Origin of the sequence: Streptomyces violaceorubidus, assembly GCF_000717995.1 — a bacterium.
In the GTDB taxonomy this organism is placed as follows: domain Bacteria; phylum Actinomycetota; class Actinomycetes; order Streptomycetales; family Streptomycetaceae; genus Streptomyces; species Streptomyces violaceorubidus.
In genome coordinates, this window is record NZ_JODM01000006.1 from 237,330 (window position 1) to 252,641 (window position 15,312).

General features: G+C 74.5%; 16 protein-coding genes. 7 read left to right on the forward strand and 9 right to left on the reverse strand.

Going from position 1 to position 15,312, the window contains the following annotated elements:
- The first annotated feature begins 98 nt into the window (after positions 1–98).
- Together IE94_RS0111840 and IE94_RS0111845 are read left to right on the forward strand one after the other, a co-directional pair.
- The gene (locus IE94_RS0111840; RefSeq protein ID WP_030182178.1) at positions 99–980 is read left to right on the forward strand and encodes an SIS domain-containing protein; all 882 of its coding nucleotides are present in this window, start codon (positions 99–101) and stop codon (positions 978–980) included.
- A gap of 29 nt (positions 981–1,009) precedes the next feature.
- Positions 1,010–1,894 (forward strand): class II fructose-bisphosphate aldolase, encoded by an 885-nt coding sequence (locus tag IE94_RS0111845; RefSeq protein WP_030182180.1) that lies wholly within the window; start codon positions 1,010–1,012, stop codon positions 1,892–1,894.
- On the opposite strand, the gene IE94_RS0111850 is transcribed toward IE94_RS0111845, so the two are convergent.
- Entirely contained in the window at positions 1,884–3,017 is a 1,134-nt protein-coding gene (locus IE94_RS0111850; protein ID WP_030182183.1) for a methyltransferase, read from the reverse strand. The genes IE94_RS0111845 and IE94_RS0111850 overlap by 11 nt on opposite strands.
- Before the next feature lie 195 nt (positions 3,018–3,212).
- On the opposite strand from IE94_RS0111850, the gene IE94_RS0111855 reads away from it, so the two are divergent.
- Together IE94_RS0111855 and IE94_RS0111860 are read left to right on the forward strand one after the other, a co-directional pair.
- Complete coding sequence (locus tag IE94_RS0111855) at positions 3,213–3,863, forward strand: alpha-ketoglutarate-dependent dioxygenase AlkB family protein (protein ID WP_030182186.1); 651 nt, start codon at positions 3,213–3,215, stop codon at positions 3,861–3,863.
- 37 nt (positions 3,864–3,900) lie between these two features.
- On the forward strand, positions 3,901–5,136 hold the full coding sequence (locus IE94_RS0111860; protein WP_030182188.1) for an ROK family protein: 1,236 nt from the start codon (positions 3,901–3,903) through the stop codon (positions 5,134–5,136).
- A gap of 62 nt (positions 5,137–5,198) precedes the next feature.
- Here the strand turns inward: IE94_RS0111860 and IE94_RS0111865 are convergent, their stop codons facing one another.
- The 4 genes from IE94_RS0111865 to IE94_RS0111880 form a co-directional block, all read right to left on the reverse strand.
- A complete protein-coding gene (locus tag IE94_RS0111865; RefSeq protein WP_030182189.1) occupies positions 5,199–5,597 on the reverse strand; it encodes a VOC family protein in 399 nt (132 codons plus the stop codon).
- A 50-nt stretch (positions 5,598–5,647) separates the two neighbouring features.
- Positions 5,648–6,559 carry a phosphotriesterase family protein gene (locus IE94_RS0111870; protein WP_030182193.1) on the reverse strand — a complete coding sequence of 304 codons (912 nt, stop codon included), beginning with the start codon at positions 6,557–6,559 and terminating at the stop codon, positions 5,648–5,650.
- Complete coding sequence (locus IE94_RS0111875; RefSeq protein WP_030182196.1) at positions 6,556–7,134, reverse strand: DUF4865 family protein; 579 nt, start codon at positions 7,132–7,134, stop codon at positions 6,556–6,558. Before IE94_RS0111875 ends, IE94_RS0111870 begins: the two co-directional genes overlap by 4 nt.
- A gap of 217 nt (positions 7,135–7,351) precedes the next feature.
- Positions 7,352–7,924, reverse strand: a complete 573-nt coding sequence (locus IE94_RS0111880; protein ID WP_030182205.1) for a TetR/AcrR family transcriptional regulator — start codon at positions 7,922–7,924, stop codon at positions 7,352–7,354.
- A 189-nt stretch (positions 7,925–8,113) separates the two neighbouring features.
- Here IE94_RS0111880 and IE94_RS0111885 point away from each other — a divergent pair, with 189 nt between their 5' ends.
- Positions 8,114–8,398, forward strand: a complete 285-nt coding sequence (locus IE94_RS0111885) for an SHOCT domain-containing protein (protein WP_030182207.1) — start codon at positions 8,114–8,116, stop codon at positions 8,396–8,398.
- Positions 8,399–8,680: 282 nt separating this feature from the next.
- Here IE94_RS0111885 and IE94_RS0111890 read toward each other — a convergent pair whose 3' ends face one another.
- Both IE94_RS0111890 and IE94_RS0111895 read right to left on the reverse strand, forming a co-directional pair.
- Complete coding sequence (locus IE94_RS0111890; RefSeq protein WP_209441056.1) at positions 8,681–9,229, reverse strand: ATP-binding protein; 549 nt, start codon at positions 9,227–9,229, stop codon at positions 8,681–8,683.
- A gap of 185 nt (positions 9,230–9,414) precedes the next feature.
- A complete protein-coding gene (locus IE94_RS0111895) occupies positions 9,415–9,738 on the reverse strand; it encodes a hypothetical protein (protein WP_030182212.1) in 324 nt (107 codons plus the stop codon).
- A 298-nt stretch (positions 9,739–10,036) separates the two neighbouring features.
- On the opposite strand from IE94_RS0111895, the gene IE94_RS0111905 reads away from it, so the two are divergent.
- Positions 10,037–11,161 (forward strand): PLP-dependent cysteine synthase family protein, encoded by a 1,125-nt coding sequence (locus IE94_RS0111905; RefSeq protein WP_030182215.1) that lies wholly within the window; start codon positions 10,037–10,039, stop codon positions 11,159–11,161.
- A gap of 56 nt (positions 11,162–11,217) precedes the next feature.
- Here IE94_RS0111905 and IE94_RS0111910 read toward each other — a convergent pair whose 3' ends face one another.
- Both IE94_RS0111910 and IE94_RS0111915 read right to left on the reverse strand, forming a co-directional pair.
- Positions 11,218–11,691 carry an SRPBCC family protein gene (locus IE94_RS0111910; protein WP_030182217.1) on the reverse strand — a complete coding sequence of 158 codons (474 nt, stop codon included), beginning with the start codon at positions 11,689–11,691 and terminating at the stop codon, positions 11,218–11,220.
- Between the two features lie 166 nt (positions 11,692–11,857).
- Positions 11,858–12,682 carry a DeoR/GlpR family DNA-binding transcription regulator gene (locus IE94_RS0111915; RefSeq protein WP_030182219.1) on the reverse strand — a complete coding sequence of 275 codons (825 nt, stop codon included), beginning with the start codon at positions 12,680–12,682 and terminating at the stop codon, positions 11,858–11,860.
- Between the two features lie 254 nt (positions 12,683–12,936).
- Between IE94_RS0111915 and IE94_RS0111920 the strand changes: the two genes are divergently transcribed.
- Positions 12,937–15,294: a hypothetical protein gene (locus tag IE94_RS0111920; protein ID WP_030182222.1), complete on the forward strand. Its 2,358-nt coding sequence runs from the start codon at positions 12,937–12,939 to the stop codon at positions 15,292–15,294.
- Positions 15,295–15,312 lie beyond the last annotated feature (18 nt).

A 15,312-nucleotide genomic window follows, 5' to 3' on the forward strand; every position in this document is an offset into this window, starting at 1 on the left:
CCCTAGCGCACCGCACACTTCCCTCGGATTGCTTGATTGTGCTCGAAAGCTCGCTATATCTTGCAGGAATAATCAGCCTGCGTTCGGGAGTGTGCGACATGACGTACGTCGAGGACGAGCTCAACAGCCAGCCCGAGTGCTGGACGCGCGCCGCCGAGGAAGCGGCAGGCCACACGGAGGCGCTGCCGGCGGCGGGGGAGCGGGTGGCGATCGTCGGATGCGGCACCTCGTACTTCATGGCGCAGTCGGCGGCGGCCCTGCGCGAGGACGCGGGCCTCGGCGAGACGGACGCGTTCGCCGCCTCCGAGTTCCCGCAGGGGCGGAGGTACGACCGGGTCGTGGCCCTCACCCGCTCCGGTACCACCACCGAAGTACTGGAGCTGCTCCATGAGGTGAAGGGCCGTACGCGCACCGTCGCCCTCACCGCCGACCCCGGGACGCCGGTCATGACGGCCGCCGACGACGTGGTCGTCCTCGACTTCGCCGACGAACGGTCCGTCGTCCAGACGCGGTTCGCGACCACCGCGCTCACCCTCCTCCGCGCCCACCTGGGCCTGCACACCGACGCCGTGGTCGCCGACGCCCGCGCCGCACTCGCCGCCGAGCTCCCCGAAAGACTCGTCGAGCGCACCCAGTTCACCTTCCTCGGCCGGGGCTGGACCGTCGGACTGGCCAACGAGGCCGGCCTCAAGATGCGTGAGGCATCCCTGTCCTGGACGGAGGCCTACCCGGCGATGGAGTACCGGCACGGCCCCATCAGCATCAGCACCGCGGGCACGGCGACCTGGATGTTCGGCGAGGCGCCGGACGGACTGGCCGACCAGGTGCGCGACACCGGCGCACTGTGGGTGCCCGGTGAGCTGGACCCGCTGGCCGAACTGGTGCGCGCCCAGCGGCTCGCCGTCGCCGTCGCCGCCGCCCGCGGTCTCGATCCGGACCGCCCGCGCCACCTGACCCGCTCGGTCATCCTCGCCCCCTGACGCCCCGACTGCCCGGGAAGGAACAGACCGTGCCCCTCGCCACCACCGGCGACCTGATCGGCCGTGCCGCCGCCGAGCGCTCCGCCGTCGCCGCCTTCAACGTCATCACCCTGGAGCACGTCGAGGCCGTCGTCGCGGGCGCCGAGTCCGTGCGCAGACCCGTCCTCCTCCAGGTCAGCGAGAACGCCGTGAAGTACCGCTACGGCCGCCTGCTGCCCCTCGCCCGTGCGGCCGTCGCCGCCGCCGAGGCCGCCGCGGTGCCCGTCGCCCTGCACCTCGACCACGTGCAGAGCGACGGCCTGCTGCGCCAGGCCCCGGACGCCGGGTTCAGCTCCGTGATGTACGACGCCGCCCGGCTGCCCTACGCCGAGAACCTCGCGGCGACCCGGGCCGCCGCCGACTGGGCGCACGCCCGAGGGCTCTGGATCGAGGCCGAGTTGGGGGAGATCGGCGGCAAGGGCGGCGCCCCGCCGCTCGACGCCCACGCCCCCGGCGCCCGCACCGACCCCGCCGAGGCGCGCTCCTTCGTCGCCGACTCCGGCGTGGACGCCCTGGCCGTCGCCGTCGGCAGCTCCCACGCCATGACCACCCGCACCGCGGCCCTGGACCACGACCTGCTCAAGGAACTGTCCGGCACCCTGGACGTCCCCCTCGTCCTGCACGGCTCCTCCGGCGTCCCGGACGCCGAACTGGCCGCGGCCGTCGCGGGCGGCATCGCCAAGGTCAACGTCGGCACCGCGCTCAACATCGCCATGACCGGCGCGATCCGGGAGCACCTCGCCGCCCGGCCCGAGGCGGTCGACTCGCGCGGCTACCTCACCGCGGGAAGGGAGGCCATGGCCCGGACGGTGGCGGCGCTCCTCCAGGTGGTGGCCCGCGCCGCGCCCGTCGCCCCTGCCTCGGCTACTCCTTGACCGCCCTCAGCACCACGAACTTCCGGTCGCTCGCCACCAGCCGGCTGTTGCCGAACAGGCGCCGCAGCCTGACGTGGTAGCCCAGGTGCCGGTTGCCGACCACCCACAGTTCGCCGCCGGGGCGCAGCACGCGCCGCGCCCCGGTGAACATCCGCCGCGCCGTGGCGTCGGTCGTGGCCTGGTGGGAGTGGAACGGCGGGTTGTTGAGCACCAGGTCGACACTGCCGTCGGGCACCCCGGCCAGCCCGTCGCCGACCCGGAACTCCGCCTGGCCCGCGACCTCGTTCACCCGGTACGTCTCGCGGGCCGAGGCGACCGCCTGGAACGACTCGTCGGTGAACAGCAGCTCCGCGTCGGGATCGGCCAGCGCCACCGCCGTACCGACCACACCGTTGCCGCAGCCCAGGTCCACCACCCGCCGGAAAGCCCCGGGATCCGGAAGGTGCCGGAGGAAGAAGCGGGTGCCGATGTCGAGCCGGTCGGCGCAGAACACCCCGGCGTGGTTGACGACGGGCCGGCCGGAGAGCGGTCCGACGTCGTCGGGGAGCCGGTAGCCGAGCGGCCAGGGGTTGGCGGGCCGCTTCAGCGCGGGATCGGGCTCGGCGAAGATCAGCCGGGCCTTCCTCACCGCCAGCGAGGTCCGGGTCGGGCCGACGATCCGCTCGAACAGCCGGAGCGTCGAGGTGTGGATCTCCTTCACCATCCCGGTGCCGACCACGACCGTGCCCGCGTGCAGCGCGGGCGCCAGCCGCAGCAACTGGTCCTCCAGCAGGGCGAGGCTCTTCGGCACCCGCACCAGCAGCACGTCGACGCGGTCCGGCGGCGGATCCTGCGTGGTGAGCAGGCGCACCGAGCCCGGTTCGGCACCGCCGCGCTCCAGGTTGATCCGCGTCGCCTCCCGGGTCAGGTGGGAGTCGGTGATCTGCACCGGCCCGTGCGCCGCCAGCGCCGTCACCAACGCTCCCCAGCGGTCGCCGACGACCACCACCGTGCCGTCCAGGGGGACCTCCCGCTCCGCGAGGTGCGCCAGCAGGTACTCGTCGGAGGCGTCCCAGGCACGGAGCCGGTCGCGCGGGTCCTCGGGGAAGCGGGACAGGACGTGCCCGCCCCAGGGCGTCCTCATGCGGTCGTCGCCGGCGCTGCGGTCGTGCGTGCCGCGGGCGCTGCGGTCGTTCGTGCTGCGGGCGCTGCGGTCGTGCGTGCCGCGGGCGCTGCGGTCGTTCGTGCTGCGGTCGTCCATCGTGTGTCCAGGCTAGCCGAGTCCCAGCTCAGCGCCGGTGGCACCCGGGCAGGCGGGGCGCGGAGGCAGGATGGGGACATGGACGCCGAGCTGTTCCCCAGGACCCGTGCCGAGACCGCGCCCGGCGCCGTGCACGTGCCCGACTGGCTGACCCCGCCACGGCAGCGCGAGCTGCTGGACGCCTGCCGCGCCTGGGCCCGCCCCCCGGCCGGACTCCGCACCGTGCGCACCCCCGGCGGCGGCACCATGACCGCCCGGCAGGTCTGCCTCGGCCGGCACTGGTACCCGTACGGCTACGCCCCCACCGCCGTCGACGGCGACGGCGCCCCGGTCAAGCCCTTCCCGGCCTGGCTCGACAACCTCGCCCGGCGCGCGGTGACCGACGCGCTCGGCGCCGCGGCACTCGCACCGGAGCCGTACGACATCGCCCTGATCAACTTCTACGACGGCGAGGCCCGTATGGGCATGCACCGCGACGCGGACGAGCGCTCCGACGCCCCCGTGGTCTCCCTGAGCCTCGGCGACACCTGCGTCTTCCGCTTCGGCAACCCCGGGACCCGCACCCGTCCCTACGTGGACACCGAGCTGCGCAGCGGCGACCTGTTCGTCTTCGGCGGCCCCTCCCGGCTCGCGTACCACGGCGTGCCGAAGGTGCACCCGGGCACCGCGCCGCCCGAGTTGGGGCTCGCCGGGCGGCTGAACATCACACTCCGGGTCAGCGGGCTCTGAGCGCCCCGGGCGGACGGATCATGGGAGACTCCCCCTCATGAGCGGCAAGGCGGACCCCCGAGCGGGGGAAGGGACCACCTCGAGGACGCGGCTGGACCGCGGGCGCGGCGCGCTCGGACCCGCGTTGGAGCTCGTACACACCGGACGCGCCCCCACCCGGGCCGTCCTCACCGCGGAGCTGGGCGTGACCCGGGCCACGGCCGGGGCGGTCGCCGCCGAGCTGGAAGCGCTCGGCCTGATCCGGGTGGACGCCAGACCCGGCGCGGCGGCCGGTTCCCAGGGCCGCCCCTCGCACCGCCTCTCGGTCGCCGAGGACGGGCCCGTCGCCCTCGCCGCCCAGATCCACGCCGACGGCTTCCGCGCGGCCCTGGTCGGCCTCGGCGGCCGGATCGTCGCCACCGCGCCCGGCTGCGAGGTCGTCGACGCCGACCCGGCGAAGGTGCTGGGCTCCGTCGTCGAGGCGGGCGCGGAACTCCTGCGGCAGACCGGGCGGCGCTGCGTCGGCGCCGGGCTCGCCGTGCCGTCCGCCGTCGCGGAACCGGAGGGCCTGGCCCTGAACCCGCTGCACCTGGCCTGGCCCGCGGGCGCGCCGGTGCGGGAGATCTTCGCGCAGCAGGTGCGGGCCGCCGGGATCGAGGGACCCGCCTTCGCCGCCAACGACGTCAACCTCGCCGCCCTCGCCGAGCACCGCCACGGTGCCGGCCGCGGCGCCCGCGACCTGCTGTGCGTGGCCACCGGCCACCGCGGCGTCGGCGGCGCCCTGGTCCTCGACGGCCGTCTGCACACCGGCAGTTCCGGGCTCGCCCTGGAGGTCGGCCACCTCGCCGTCAACCCGGAGGGCCGCCCCTGCCACTGCGGCAGCCGCGGCTGCCTGGACGTGGAGACCGACCCGCTGGCCTTCCTCACGGCGGCCGGTCGCGAGCCGGGCCCCGAGGTGTCCCTGCTCCAGCAGTCCTACGACCTGATCCGCGAGCAGTACGCCGACCCGGCCGTCCGCACGGCCACCGAGACCCTCATCGACCGTCTGGGCCGGGGACTCGCGGGTCTGGTGAACATCCTCAACCCGGACCGCATCATCCTCGGCGGACTCCACCGCGCTCTCCTCGACGCCGACCCGGAGCGGCTGCGCGCGGTCGTCGCCGGGCGCAGCCTGTGGGGCCAGAGCGGCGGGGTGCCGATCCTGCCCTGCGGCCTGGACCACAACAGCCTGGTCGGCGCGGCGGAGTTGGCCTGGCAGCCGGTCCTGGACGACCCGCTGGGCGTGCCGGCGTAGGCGGCCGAAGCGGCCGGCTCACCGGGCCGCGGTCGGGTCGGCACGGCTCAGGGCGGCGCGGCTCAGGGCGCGGGCCGGGCGCCGCCGCTCGGGGCGTGGCTGAGGTCGACGACGCAGAAGACGTTGCCGTCCGGATCGGCCAGGACGACGAAGTCGGGGACGGGCGGGTACAGGTCCCACTCGACGGCCCGCGCACCGAGGCCGATCAGCCGCCGCACCTCGGCCCGCTGCTCCTCGGCCGAGTCGGTGAACAGGTCGAGGTGGAGCCGGGGCCGCGGCTCGGGCGGCGAGTCGCTGCGCAGCAGACCGAGGGCCCGCCCGGAGCCGTCCGCGTACTCCAGAGTGCGCCAGGTCTCGCTCTTCCACTCCTCCACGGCGACCAGGGGCAGCGCCGCCGTCCAGAACGCCACCGCGCGGGGTATGTCCGTGACACCTATGACGGGTATTCCGAGTCTCAGCATGATCACGACCCTACGTACTGCGCCGACCCGGTGCACAGCAAGGCGAGTCGTCAGCGCCAGTCGGCGGCGAACGCCCGCGCGGGGTTCTCGGTGAGCATGCGCCGCACCAGGTCGTCCCCCGCGGCGAGCGCCAGCCGGGGAGCCACGCGGCGCAGCAGGTACGGCATGCCCGGACCGCCGCTGACCGACCGGGCGGACGCGGTCGTCGTGTCGCCGCCGAGCAGCATCCGGTCGCCGAACCCCGCCTCGGCGAGGTCCCGCACCGCGTCCGGCATCCGCCAGTCGGTGCCGTGGTTCGCCCGCGACGGTCCGTCGAAGGCCAGCCAGCACCCCGACCCGGCGGACTGCCGGTGCGTCACGGGGTCGGGGGAGCGGTTGAGGTGACCGAGGATCACCCGATGCGGGGGGACACCCGACTCGCCGCACAGGAGGTCCAGTACGTCCAGGGCGCCGGTGCCCAGCTCCAGGTGCACGGCGATCGGCGCTCCCGTCGCGTGGTGGGCCTCGGCCGCCGCCGACATGGTCCACCGGGCGTGCGCGTCGAGCGCGTGGAAGCCGCCCGCCACCTTGATCAGTCCGGCGCGTACGCCCGACGTCCCGATGCCCCGCGTCAGTTCGGCGACGAAGACGTCCGCGGCACGGCCACGCAGCGCGGTGAGCGTGCTGTCGTCGTAGTGGACGTCCTGGTGCAGTCCCGTGGCGGCCACCACGTGGACGCCGGTCGCCCGGGACAGCACCGGCAGATCCGCGGCCCGCCTGCCGAGCCCGTACGGCGTCCACTGCACCACCGCGCCGCCGCCCTGCTCCCGGAACGCGGTCAGCTCGGCACGCGCCGCCGCCACGTCGTTCAGCTCCTCGCCGGGCAGTCGGGGGCTCGCGAAGAACAGGTGGTCGTGGGCGTCGCACACGCCCAACTCCGCGCCCGGCACGTCCCCGAGGACCGTGCGGACGGCGCCGCTCACCACTGCCGCCCCCTCGGCGGCAGGCCCCGCCCGGGCCCGGAGAGGTGCGGTACCCGGAAGGCCTCGCCCTCCACCCCGTCGGGCGCGTCGCCCGAGTGGAGCGAGAGGTGCACCAGCTCCCAGCGCCCGGTGTCCACCACCGCCGCCGCGAGCAGCGCCCCGCCGAGGGCCGCCAGCCGCCCGGTCTTCCGCACCGCGTCGGCCGCCACCTCCGACAGCGGTGACCCTTCCGGCACCGGCCGCCGCCGCAGGACCGCCGTCCGCGCGGGGCTGCCGGCGGCGCCGCCCTCCTCGTACGCCAGACCGGTCCACTGCCGGACCGCGAGCCGGCCGAAGTCGTCGGTGGGCCGCTGGAAGGCGCCCTCCCAGAGGAAGGCGTTCATGCCCTCCACGGTGTGCCACAGGTAGAACGGCGCGTACTGGTTGACCGGAGAGCCGCCCTGCCCGCGCTCGCGGACCGGATACGCCTTGAGTCCGAGCCCGGGCCAGTCGTCCAGCAGGTGCCCGGTGCGGGCCACGCGCTCCCTGATGACGTCCGTCGGGTAGTCGGCGGGCAGGGTGAAGGCGTACTGCATGGCGTGCCGCGGACGCCCCCTCGGACGTGCCGGTCCCCGGGCGCGACGTGTGCGCCCCACGCGGTGGTCGTGCCCGGGGCCCTCGCCCCCTCGTGCGCGTCGGTTCCCGCCGCGAGCGGCGGTCTCGTCCAGCCATACCGCGCCGGTGAAGCCCTCGGCCGTGCCCTGCTCGGTTCCGGGGCGCTGTCGGGTGATGTGCACGGTTCGTCGAACTCCTCTACGCGAGCGGGTTCCTGTGGGTCGCGAGCAGCGAGAGCAGGCCCCGGACGCCCGCCTCGAAGGCGGTCGGCGAGCCGGACGCGCGGGCCAGCACATAGCCGCCCTGGACGGTCGCGACGACCGTGGCCGCGATCGCCTCGCCGTCCAGCGAGGGAGCGAACTCGCCCTGCTCCCTGCCCTCCTCGACCAGCTGGGCGATCTGCTCGCGCAGCCAGTCGAGGGTCTCGTCCACCGGGGAACGCAGGGTGTCGTCGGCGATCACGTCCGGGTCCATGGTCAGTCGCCCGACCGGGCACCCGCGCAGCACGTCGCGCTCGCGCCGCAGATACGCCTCGATGCGCTCGTACGGCGTCCCCGGACCGGTGAGCACGGCCTCGGCGGCGGCCCGCATCTCCTGGGCCGTGCGCCGGATCGCGGCGAGTGCGAGGTCGGGCTTGCCCTTGAAGTGGTGGTACATGCTGCCCTGCCCGGCCTGGGCCCGCTCCAGGATCGCCTTGGGGCTGGTGCCCACGTACCCGCGCTCCCACAGCAGCTCACGGGTGGACTCGATCAGTCGCTCCGAGGTGCTCATGCGAGCACTGTACATACTAGTAGTTACAGAGGTCGAGGGGTCGGCGACGGACGGAGGAAGCAGCCGCGGACCGCCGGAGTACTCCCCGCGACGTACGCACACCGCCGCCGGCCGTACGACGACCGGGGCACCCTTTCGGAGCGAGGCTCGGTAGCGACAAGGGACACCGCGACCGAGGAGTTGGACGACATGGAGACCCTGGCACAGTTCGGCGACGGCGGGCCCGGCCCGTGGATCCTGCTCTTCCCGGTGATCTGGGCCCTGGTCATCGGCGGTGCCATCACCCTGCTGCGCCGCACGGTGTGGCGCGGGCGCCGCGGACCGGGGCGGCGGGCGGCCGTCGAGGACAACTCGCCCATCGCCGTGCTCGGCCACCGCTTCGCCTCCGGCGAGATCGACGAGGACGAGTACTGGCGCCGGCTGTCCGTGCTGGACGAGCAGTTCGGCCGGACCGGCGGGGGCGGCGCGGCATGACCGCGACGACCGGCACCCGGCCCGCCGCCCGGATCACGGACGCCGGGAAGGTGTACGGCGGTGGCGACACCGCCGTACACACGCTCCGGACGGGGTCGGCGTCGACAGGCGTCACCCAGCAGCGGGTCGCGCGGCCCACGCCCTCCCGTCGGACGACCGACGCACCGTCAGGGCCCGTACACGTCAGTGCGGTTGCGGACCACCGGAAGCGCGGAGCCGCGTTCCCGGACGTCGACCGGTACCGGGCCGCACGGTCCGCGGCAGCGGACGGTCACCGCCCGGTCAGCCGACAACGGCCGACCGGGCGGGAGCGGGTTGGGGGCTTGTGAGGTCGACCGCGTGCTCGACCTCGGCGAACGCGGCGGCCGGCACCTCCTCGACCAGACGGCGCGGCTGACGTGCCGACACCGGCGGCACGGTGACCGGCACGGGGGCGACGGCCGTCGGGAGCGTGAACCAGACGACCTTGCCGGACTCGCCGTCCGGCCGGGCGCCCCAGCTCTCGCTCATCGCGGCCACCATGGCAAGCCCGCGTCCGCACGTCGCGAGGGGCTCGGCGTCATCGACGACGGGCAGCCGCGGATCGTGGTCGCGCACCGAGACCGTGAGCCGGTCCAGGAGCAGCTCTATCTCCACGGTGCACGTCTTGTCGGGGCGCGCATGGAGGTGGACGTTGGTCAACAGCTCCGTCACGCCGAGCACCGCCCGGTCGATCAGGAGATCCATATGCCAGTAGCGCAATTGCGCAGATACGATTCTGCGGACCTGGCCGATCCGCGACGGCAGGGCTTGGAGCTCCACCGTGCAGTGTCTGCTTGGGTGAGTGATCACGGCTGCGACTCCCCGACATAGAGGTCCGGAAGAACACGGAGTTCGGATCCAGCGAGGCGCACAGGGCGCACGCCGCCCGCTGTCATGGCCGGCGGGCTGGTTCGCAGCGTTATCGCCGGTAAACCCAGAGTGACGTGAGACCAGAGTGACGCAAGGGGTGAGGCACCGCAACTTACGGACATCTCTCAGACGCGGCGTCCGGCCGCCCTGCGCACCGCCTCGATGAAGCGGCGGGCCGCGGGCGGGCCCGGTTCACCGGGAGCCGGGTCGCGCTCGCCCAGGGTCAGCACGTACCGCTTGCCGTCCAGGTCGGCCAGCGCCCGGTCCTGCGGAGCGAACCACGGGCGGGAGGCGCGCACCGCCTGCACCGGCGCGCTGTCTATCTCACTGCCGTAGCTGGTGAGCAGCTCCACCCGGCCACCGCTGATCCGGACCGTCCCGGCCCGGGTGAGCGAACGCAGCCGCTTGCCGATCCGCACCCCCGTGGCCCTGAACTCCGGCTCTGACATGGCCGTCGCCCCCTCGTGCGCGTCGGTTCCCGCCGCTGGCAGTCTGCCCGCAGCGCGCTCCGAGCACCAGTACGCGCCGCCCGGTTCCGGAGGCGACCGGAGCACTCGCGCGAATGCGCCCCCCGTCGCCTCCCGTCGCCTCCCGCCGCGCCCCGCCGTGTCGGCCCTGGCGCCCCAGGGGTGCCTTTGAGGCGCTCAAAGGGGTGTTTATGCAGGTGAGAAGCGTGTGGAAGGTGTTTATGATCCAGGGGTCGGCCGCGCTGTCCGCCGTCGGCGCGCAGCGTAAGGAGCCCTCGAAGTGAGCACTGACCGGCAGACCGCCAACGGCGCCACCCTCGACGTCGACCACAGCGACGCCACCTACCGCACCTGGCTGAAAGAAGCCGTCCGCAAGGTCCAGGCCGACGCCAACCGCTCGGCCGACACCCATCTGCTGCTGTTCCCGCTCCCGGAGCACTGGGGCATCGACCTCTATTTGAAGGACGAGTCGACCCACCCCACGGGCAGCCTCAAGCACCGCCTCGCCCGCTCCCTGTTCCTCTACGGCCTGTGCAACGGCTGGATCCGGCCGGACCGCCCGGTGATCGAGGCGTCCAGCGGCTCGACGGCCGTCTCCGAGGCGTACTTCGCCAAACTCGTCGGCGTGCCCTTCATCGCCGTCATGCCCCGTACGACGAGCACCGAGAAGATCCGCCTGATCGAGTTCCACGGCGGACGGTGCCACTTCGTGGACGACTCCCGGCGGATGTACGAGGAGTCGGCCCGCCTCGCGGCGGAGACCGGCGGCCACTACATGGACCAGTTCACCTACGCCGAACGCGCCACCGACTGGCGCGGCAACAACAACATCGCCGAGTCGATCTTCCGCCAGCTGCGGCGGGAACGGTACCCGGAGCCGTCGTGGATCGTCGCCACGGCCGGCACCGGCGGCACCTCGGCGACCCTCGCCCGCTACGTCCACTACATGCAGTACGACACCCGGGTCTGCGTCGCCGACCCGGAGAACTCCTGCTTCTTCGAGGGCTGGACCACCGGCGAGGCGGACGTGGCCTGCGACCGGGGCTCCCGCATCGAGGGCATCGGCCGGCCCCGGATGGAACCGAGCTTCGTGCCCGGCGCGATCGACCGCATGATGAAGGTGCCGGACGCGGCGAGCGTCGCGGCCGTACGCTCCCTGGAGCGGGTCATCGGCCGCAAGGCGGGCGGCTCGACCGGCACCGGGCTGTGGAGCGCGTTGCGGATCGTCGCCGAGATGGTGGCCGCGGGGGAGCGGGGCAGCGTCGTGACACTGCTGTGCGATCCGGGGGACCGGTACCTCGACAAGTACTACTCCGACGCCTGGCTCGCCGAACAGGGCCTCGACATCGAGCCGTACACGGCGGAGATCGAGTCCCTGCTGCGCACCGGCAGCCCGCTCGGCTGAGCCGGTCGCCGGTCGCCGGTCGCCGGTCGCCGGTCGGCCGTTTGCGAGGCGCAGGGCTACGGGCGCCGCAGCCGCCGGTCCAGCGACGTCACCGCGCCCCGGAAGGCCCGCCCCAGCCCCGGACGCGCCCGGTCCAGGACGAAGCGGAAGGGCGCCGTACCGTCCGCCGCGAACGTCCAGCGCACCCGCGTACCGGTACCGGCCGGCGTCAGCCGCCACTCCTCGAGCATGGCCCGGGCGCCCGGCGCGTTGGTGACGTCGACGCGGTAGGCGTACACCTCGGGCCGCTCGGCCGCCAGCACCGTCTCCACGAAACGCGCGCCGCCCCTGAGCCGGATCTCGCGCCCCGCGCCCTCACCGATGGGCCGGGCGAACGTCACCGCCGAGAACCACGCGGTCCAGCCGGGAACGTCCTCGGCCAGGGCGCGGAAGACGGCGTCCGGGGCGGCGCCGATCTCCCGCGCGAAGACCAGGCGCACCGGCGCCGTCTCGACGAAGTCGAGACCTACCGGACGCAGACGGCGAACCATGGACACAACCCCCTTGTGCGAAGCCGCGGGTGGCGGACGATCGGCCGGGTGGCGCCACGATAGACCCGGGCGCGCCCGGGTGTCAGCGGGGCGGACGCCCCGTGCGCGGGCCGCCGCGTCCGGTGCCCGGCACGGCAGGGGGCTCCCTGGCAGACCGGCGCCGGTGTCAGTCGGCGGTGGGCTCCGGCTCGCCCGCCACGACCAGCCCGAGGTGCTCGGCGACCTCCGCGCGGGCCCGCGCCGACAGGCCGGAGTCGGTCACGAGCGTGTCCACCTGCTCCAGCGCGGCGAAGGAACTCAGGCCCACGACACCCCACTTGGTGTGGTCCGCGACCACCACGACACGCCGTGCCGACTGCACGAGACGCCGGTTCGTCTCGGCCTCCGCGAGGTTCGGCGTGGACAGGCCGGCCTCGGCCGATATCCCGTGCACGCCCAGGAACAGCACGTCGAAGTGGAGCGTCGCGATCGCCTGGTCGGCGACCGGTCCCACCAGCGAGTCGGAGGGCGTGCGCACACCGCCGGTCAGCACCACCGTCGCCCCGCCCTGCCGCGCCCCCGAGGTGCGCTGCGCCACATGGAACACGTCGGCCACCCGCACCGAGTTGGTGACCACCGTCAGATCCGGCACGTCCACCAGCCGGTGCGCCAGCGCGTACGTCGTCGTACCGCCCGACAGGGCGATCGCGGCGCCCGGGGCGACCAGCTCCGCGGCGGCCCGCGCGATGTCCTCCTTGGCCGTCGGCTCCAGACCCGACTTGGCCTCGAACCCCGGTTCGTGGGTGCTCGCCTCCGCCACCGGGACCGCTCCGCCGTGCACCTTCTCCAGCACACCCTGCCGGGACAGCGCGTCGAGGTCGCGGCGGACCGTCATGTCCGACACGCCGAGCTTGCGGGTCAGCTCGTTGACCCGGACACCGCCACGGCGGCGCACCTCGTCGAGGATCAGGGCGCGGCGCTGCTCCGCGAGGAGGTTCGGATTCTCACTCACGTACGCTTCGGTCCTTTCGCCGCACAACCGCCCGACACGCCGACACACTCTCGCTCGGATGAGGTCTTCTCCCCGCACCCGTGCGCGGACGTCCCATCCTCGCACGCCCCGCCGCGGCCCGCGCCACCGCCCGCCGCCGTCACCGGTCACACGGTTCGGGGAGATTCAGTGCCGAGGGGTGTACGACGCCCGCCGACGGGGATCCTGTGCCCGCACGGACACAGCCGACGGCGCGTCACGGGGGAGTGCGGACAGTGAAGAAGGCACAGGAACGGGCCGGGACGGGCGGGACCGACGCGAGAAGCGGCACCGCCCTGGAACTCCTGGTACACGGAGTGGGCGGTACGACACCCGCCGAGATGCTGGACGACCCGCGGACCGTGCGGGTCACCGGCGACCACATCGCGGCCGTCTTCCGGCGCACCGAGGACGCCGACGCCGAGTCCCGGCCCGAGGACTACCGGGGCCGTCCGGTGCCCGAGGCCTACGTCTGGTGCAACCTCACCTCCGGCAACGGCACCCGCGCCCTGTGGCTGCTGCTCCTGCCCTTCATGGTGGTCAACATCGCCCACTGGATGCGGCCCGCCGCCCACGGCCGGACCCGCACGGTCCGCCTCTACGGGCTGCTGCTGCGGCTCACGGGCCTCACTCTGACCGTGCTCCTGGTCGCCGCCGCCTGCGAGGTCGCCCTCGACCTCGTCGCCTGGCAGTGCGCGGGCACGCGCGCGTGCGCCGAGCGGCACACCTGGCTGGGCTTCCTGTCGCCGGTGGTGTCGGACGGCGGCTGGTGGAGCACGCCCGGCCGCAGACTCGCCCTGGCGGCCGCGGTGCCCGCCGCCCTCACCGGGCTGCTGTGGTACCTGTCGCTGCGCACCTGGCGGGCGTACGAGTCCCAGCAGCCGATGGACCGCGAGGCCGACCCCGAGGAGGACCCCCGCCGCGCCGCGCTGGGCCGCCCCGGGTTCTGGTACGGACGCCGCCTGGTGGCCCGGCTGCGCGGCGCGCACACCGCCGCCGGGCTGCTGACCGTCGCCGTGGCGGTCGGCGTGCCCGCGGCCCGCTTCGACCACCGGCCGGGCGGACCCGCGCTGCTCGACACCCTGGGATGGGTGCTGCTGGGCGCGTTGGCCGCGGCGGGCGTCGCCGTGGTCGCGGTGGTCTGCCGCCGGGGCCGCAGCGAGAAGCGCCTGGACCGTCGACTCGACGAGCACCTCGTCCGCCGCCTGCCGCTCGCCGCCCTCCTGCTGTTCGTCCTCGCCCTGCTGTACGGCGGCTGGTCCCGACCGGGTTGGACGTCGCAGGGCCGGCTGGCCGGAGACACGGCCTTCGGCGGCATCGCCCTGGTGCAGGGGCTGCTGGTCGTCGTGCTGGCCGTGGTCGCCCACCTGCTCCACCGCAGCCGCCCCGACGCCCGCGCCGCGATCCGGGGCCTGGGCGGTCCCGCCGTCGCCATGCTGGCCTGCGCGCTGGGCGGCGTCATGTCCGGCGGGGTCTCCCAGCGTGTCTCCGACTGGATGGACGGCACCGGCGCCTTCCTCGACGGCCCGCCCGTCCTGCTCACCTGGCAGGCCTCCGTCATCCCGCCGTTGCTCGTCGTCGTCCTGCTGATGTGCGCCGTCCTCGCCCGGCACACCCTGCGCCTGGCCCGCGCGGAACGCGACGCCGTGGAACACGACCACCCGGGGGAGACCGGAGACCCGGGGCGCACCCGGCGCATCGCCCTCACCCGCGCCACGGCCACGCTCACCGACCGGGCGCCCCTCATCGTCGCCATCACCTCCGCCGCCACCCTGCTGCTCGGCGCCGGAGCCCTGGTGGGCGCCCTGACCACCGAGAAGGTGCCCGGGGAGGCGGCGCGCGGGACGTACGCGGCCCTCCAGGGGGCCGCGCAGACCGCGCAGGAACTGGGCTCCTGGCTGATCGGCCTCGGCTTCATACTGTTCGTCACCTGGGGCAGGCGCGCCTACAAGGACGCCTCCGCGCGGCGCACGATCGGCATCCTGTGGGACGTCGGCACCTTCTGGCCACGCGCCGCGCACCCCTTCGCACCGCCCTGCTACGCCGAGCGCGCGGTACCCGACCTGACCTGGCGGATGGCGACCTGGACCCGCGCCACCGGCGGCCGGCTGGTCATCTCCGGGCACTCGCAGGGGAGCGTCCTCGCCGCCGCCGCGTCCTGGCAACTGGAGCCGTCCGCCCGCAGGCGCGTCGCCCTGCTCACCTACGGCTCCCCGCTGGAGCGGCTGTACGGCCGCTGGTTCCCGGCGCACTTCGGTCCCGAGGCGCTCGCCTCACTGCACGAGGAGGTCGACTGCTGGCGCAACCTCTACCGGCGCACCGACCCCATCGGCGGCCCGATGCGCCTGCCCGGCGACGCGGGCCCCGCGGTGGACCGCCCGCCCCTCAAGGACCCGCTGACCTACGGCCGGACCGAACTCCACCCGCTGCCGGCGCCGGTCCTCGGCCACTCCGACTACCAGGCCGATCCCGCCTTCGCCGAGGAACGCGCGCGGCTGCTGGCCCGGCTGCGCCCGGAGGTACCGGCGCCGCGCCACACGGGCGGTGCGGCGGCGTCCGTCCCGGCGGCGGACGACACGACCGGGGACTGCTGAGGCCCGCCCGGCCGAGCC

Bases quoted from the DNA above. Each gene is read 5' to 3' on its own strand.
- IE94_RS0111910 (WP_030182217.1), bottom strand. From the start codon at position 11,691: ATGGTTCGCCGTCTGCGTCCGGTAGGTCTCGACTTCGTCGAGACGGCG.
- IE94_RS0111865 (WP_030182189.1), bottom strand. From the start codon at position 5,597: ATGCTGAGACTCGGAATACCCGTCATAGGTGTCACGGACATACCCCGC.
- IE94_RS0111895 (WP_030182212.1), bottom strand. From the start codon at position 9,738: ATGTCAGAGCCGGAGTTCAGGGCCACGGGGGTGCGGATCGGCAAGCGG.
- IE94_RS0111840 (WP_030182178.1), top strand. From the start codon at position 99: ATGACGTACGTCGAGGACGAGCTCAACAGCCAGCCCGAGTGCTGGACG.
- IE94_RS0111880 (WP_030182205.1), bottom strand. From the start codon at position 7,924: ATGAGCACCTCGGAGCGACTGATCGAGTCCACCCGTGAGCTGCTGTGG.
- IE94_RS0111850 (WP_030182183.1), bottom strand. From the start codon at position 3,017: ATGAGGACGCCCTGGGGCGGGCACGTCCTGTCCCGCTTCCCCGAGGAC.
- IE94_RS0111885 (WP_030182207.1), top strand. From the start codon at position 8,114: ATGGAGACCCTGGCACAGTTCGGCGACGGCGGGCCCGGCCCGTGGATC.
- IE94_RS0111855 (WP_030182186.1), top strand. From the start codon at position 3,213: ATGGACGCCGAGCTGTTCCCCAGGACCCGTGCCGAGACCGCGCCCGGC.
- IE94_RS0111875 (WP_030182196.1), bottom strand. From the start codon at position 7,134: ATGCAGTACGCCTTCACCCTGCCCGCCGACTACCCGACGGACGTCATC.
- IE94_RS0111860 (WP_030182188.1), top strand. From the start codon at position 3,901: ATGAGCGGCAAGGCGGACCCCCGAGCGGGGGAAGGGACCACCTCGAGG.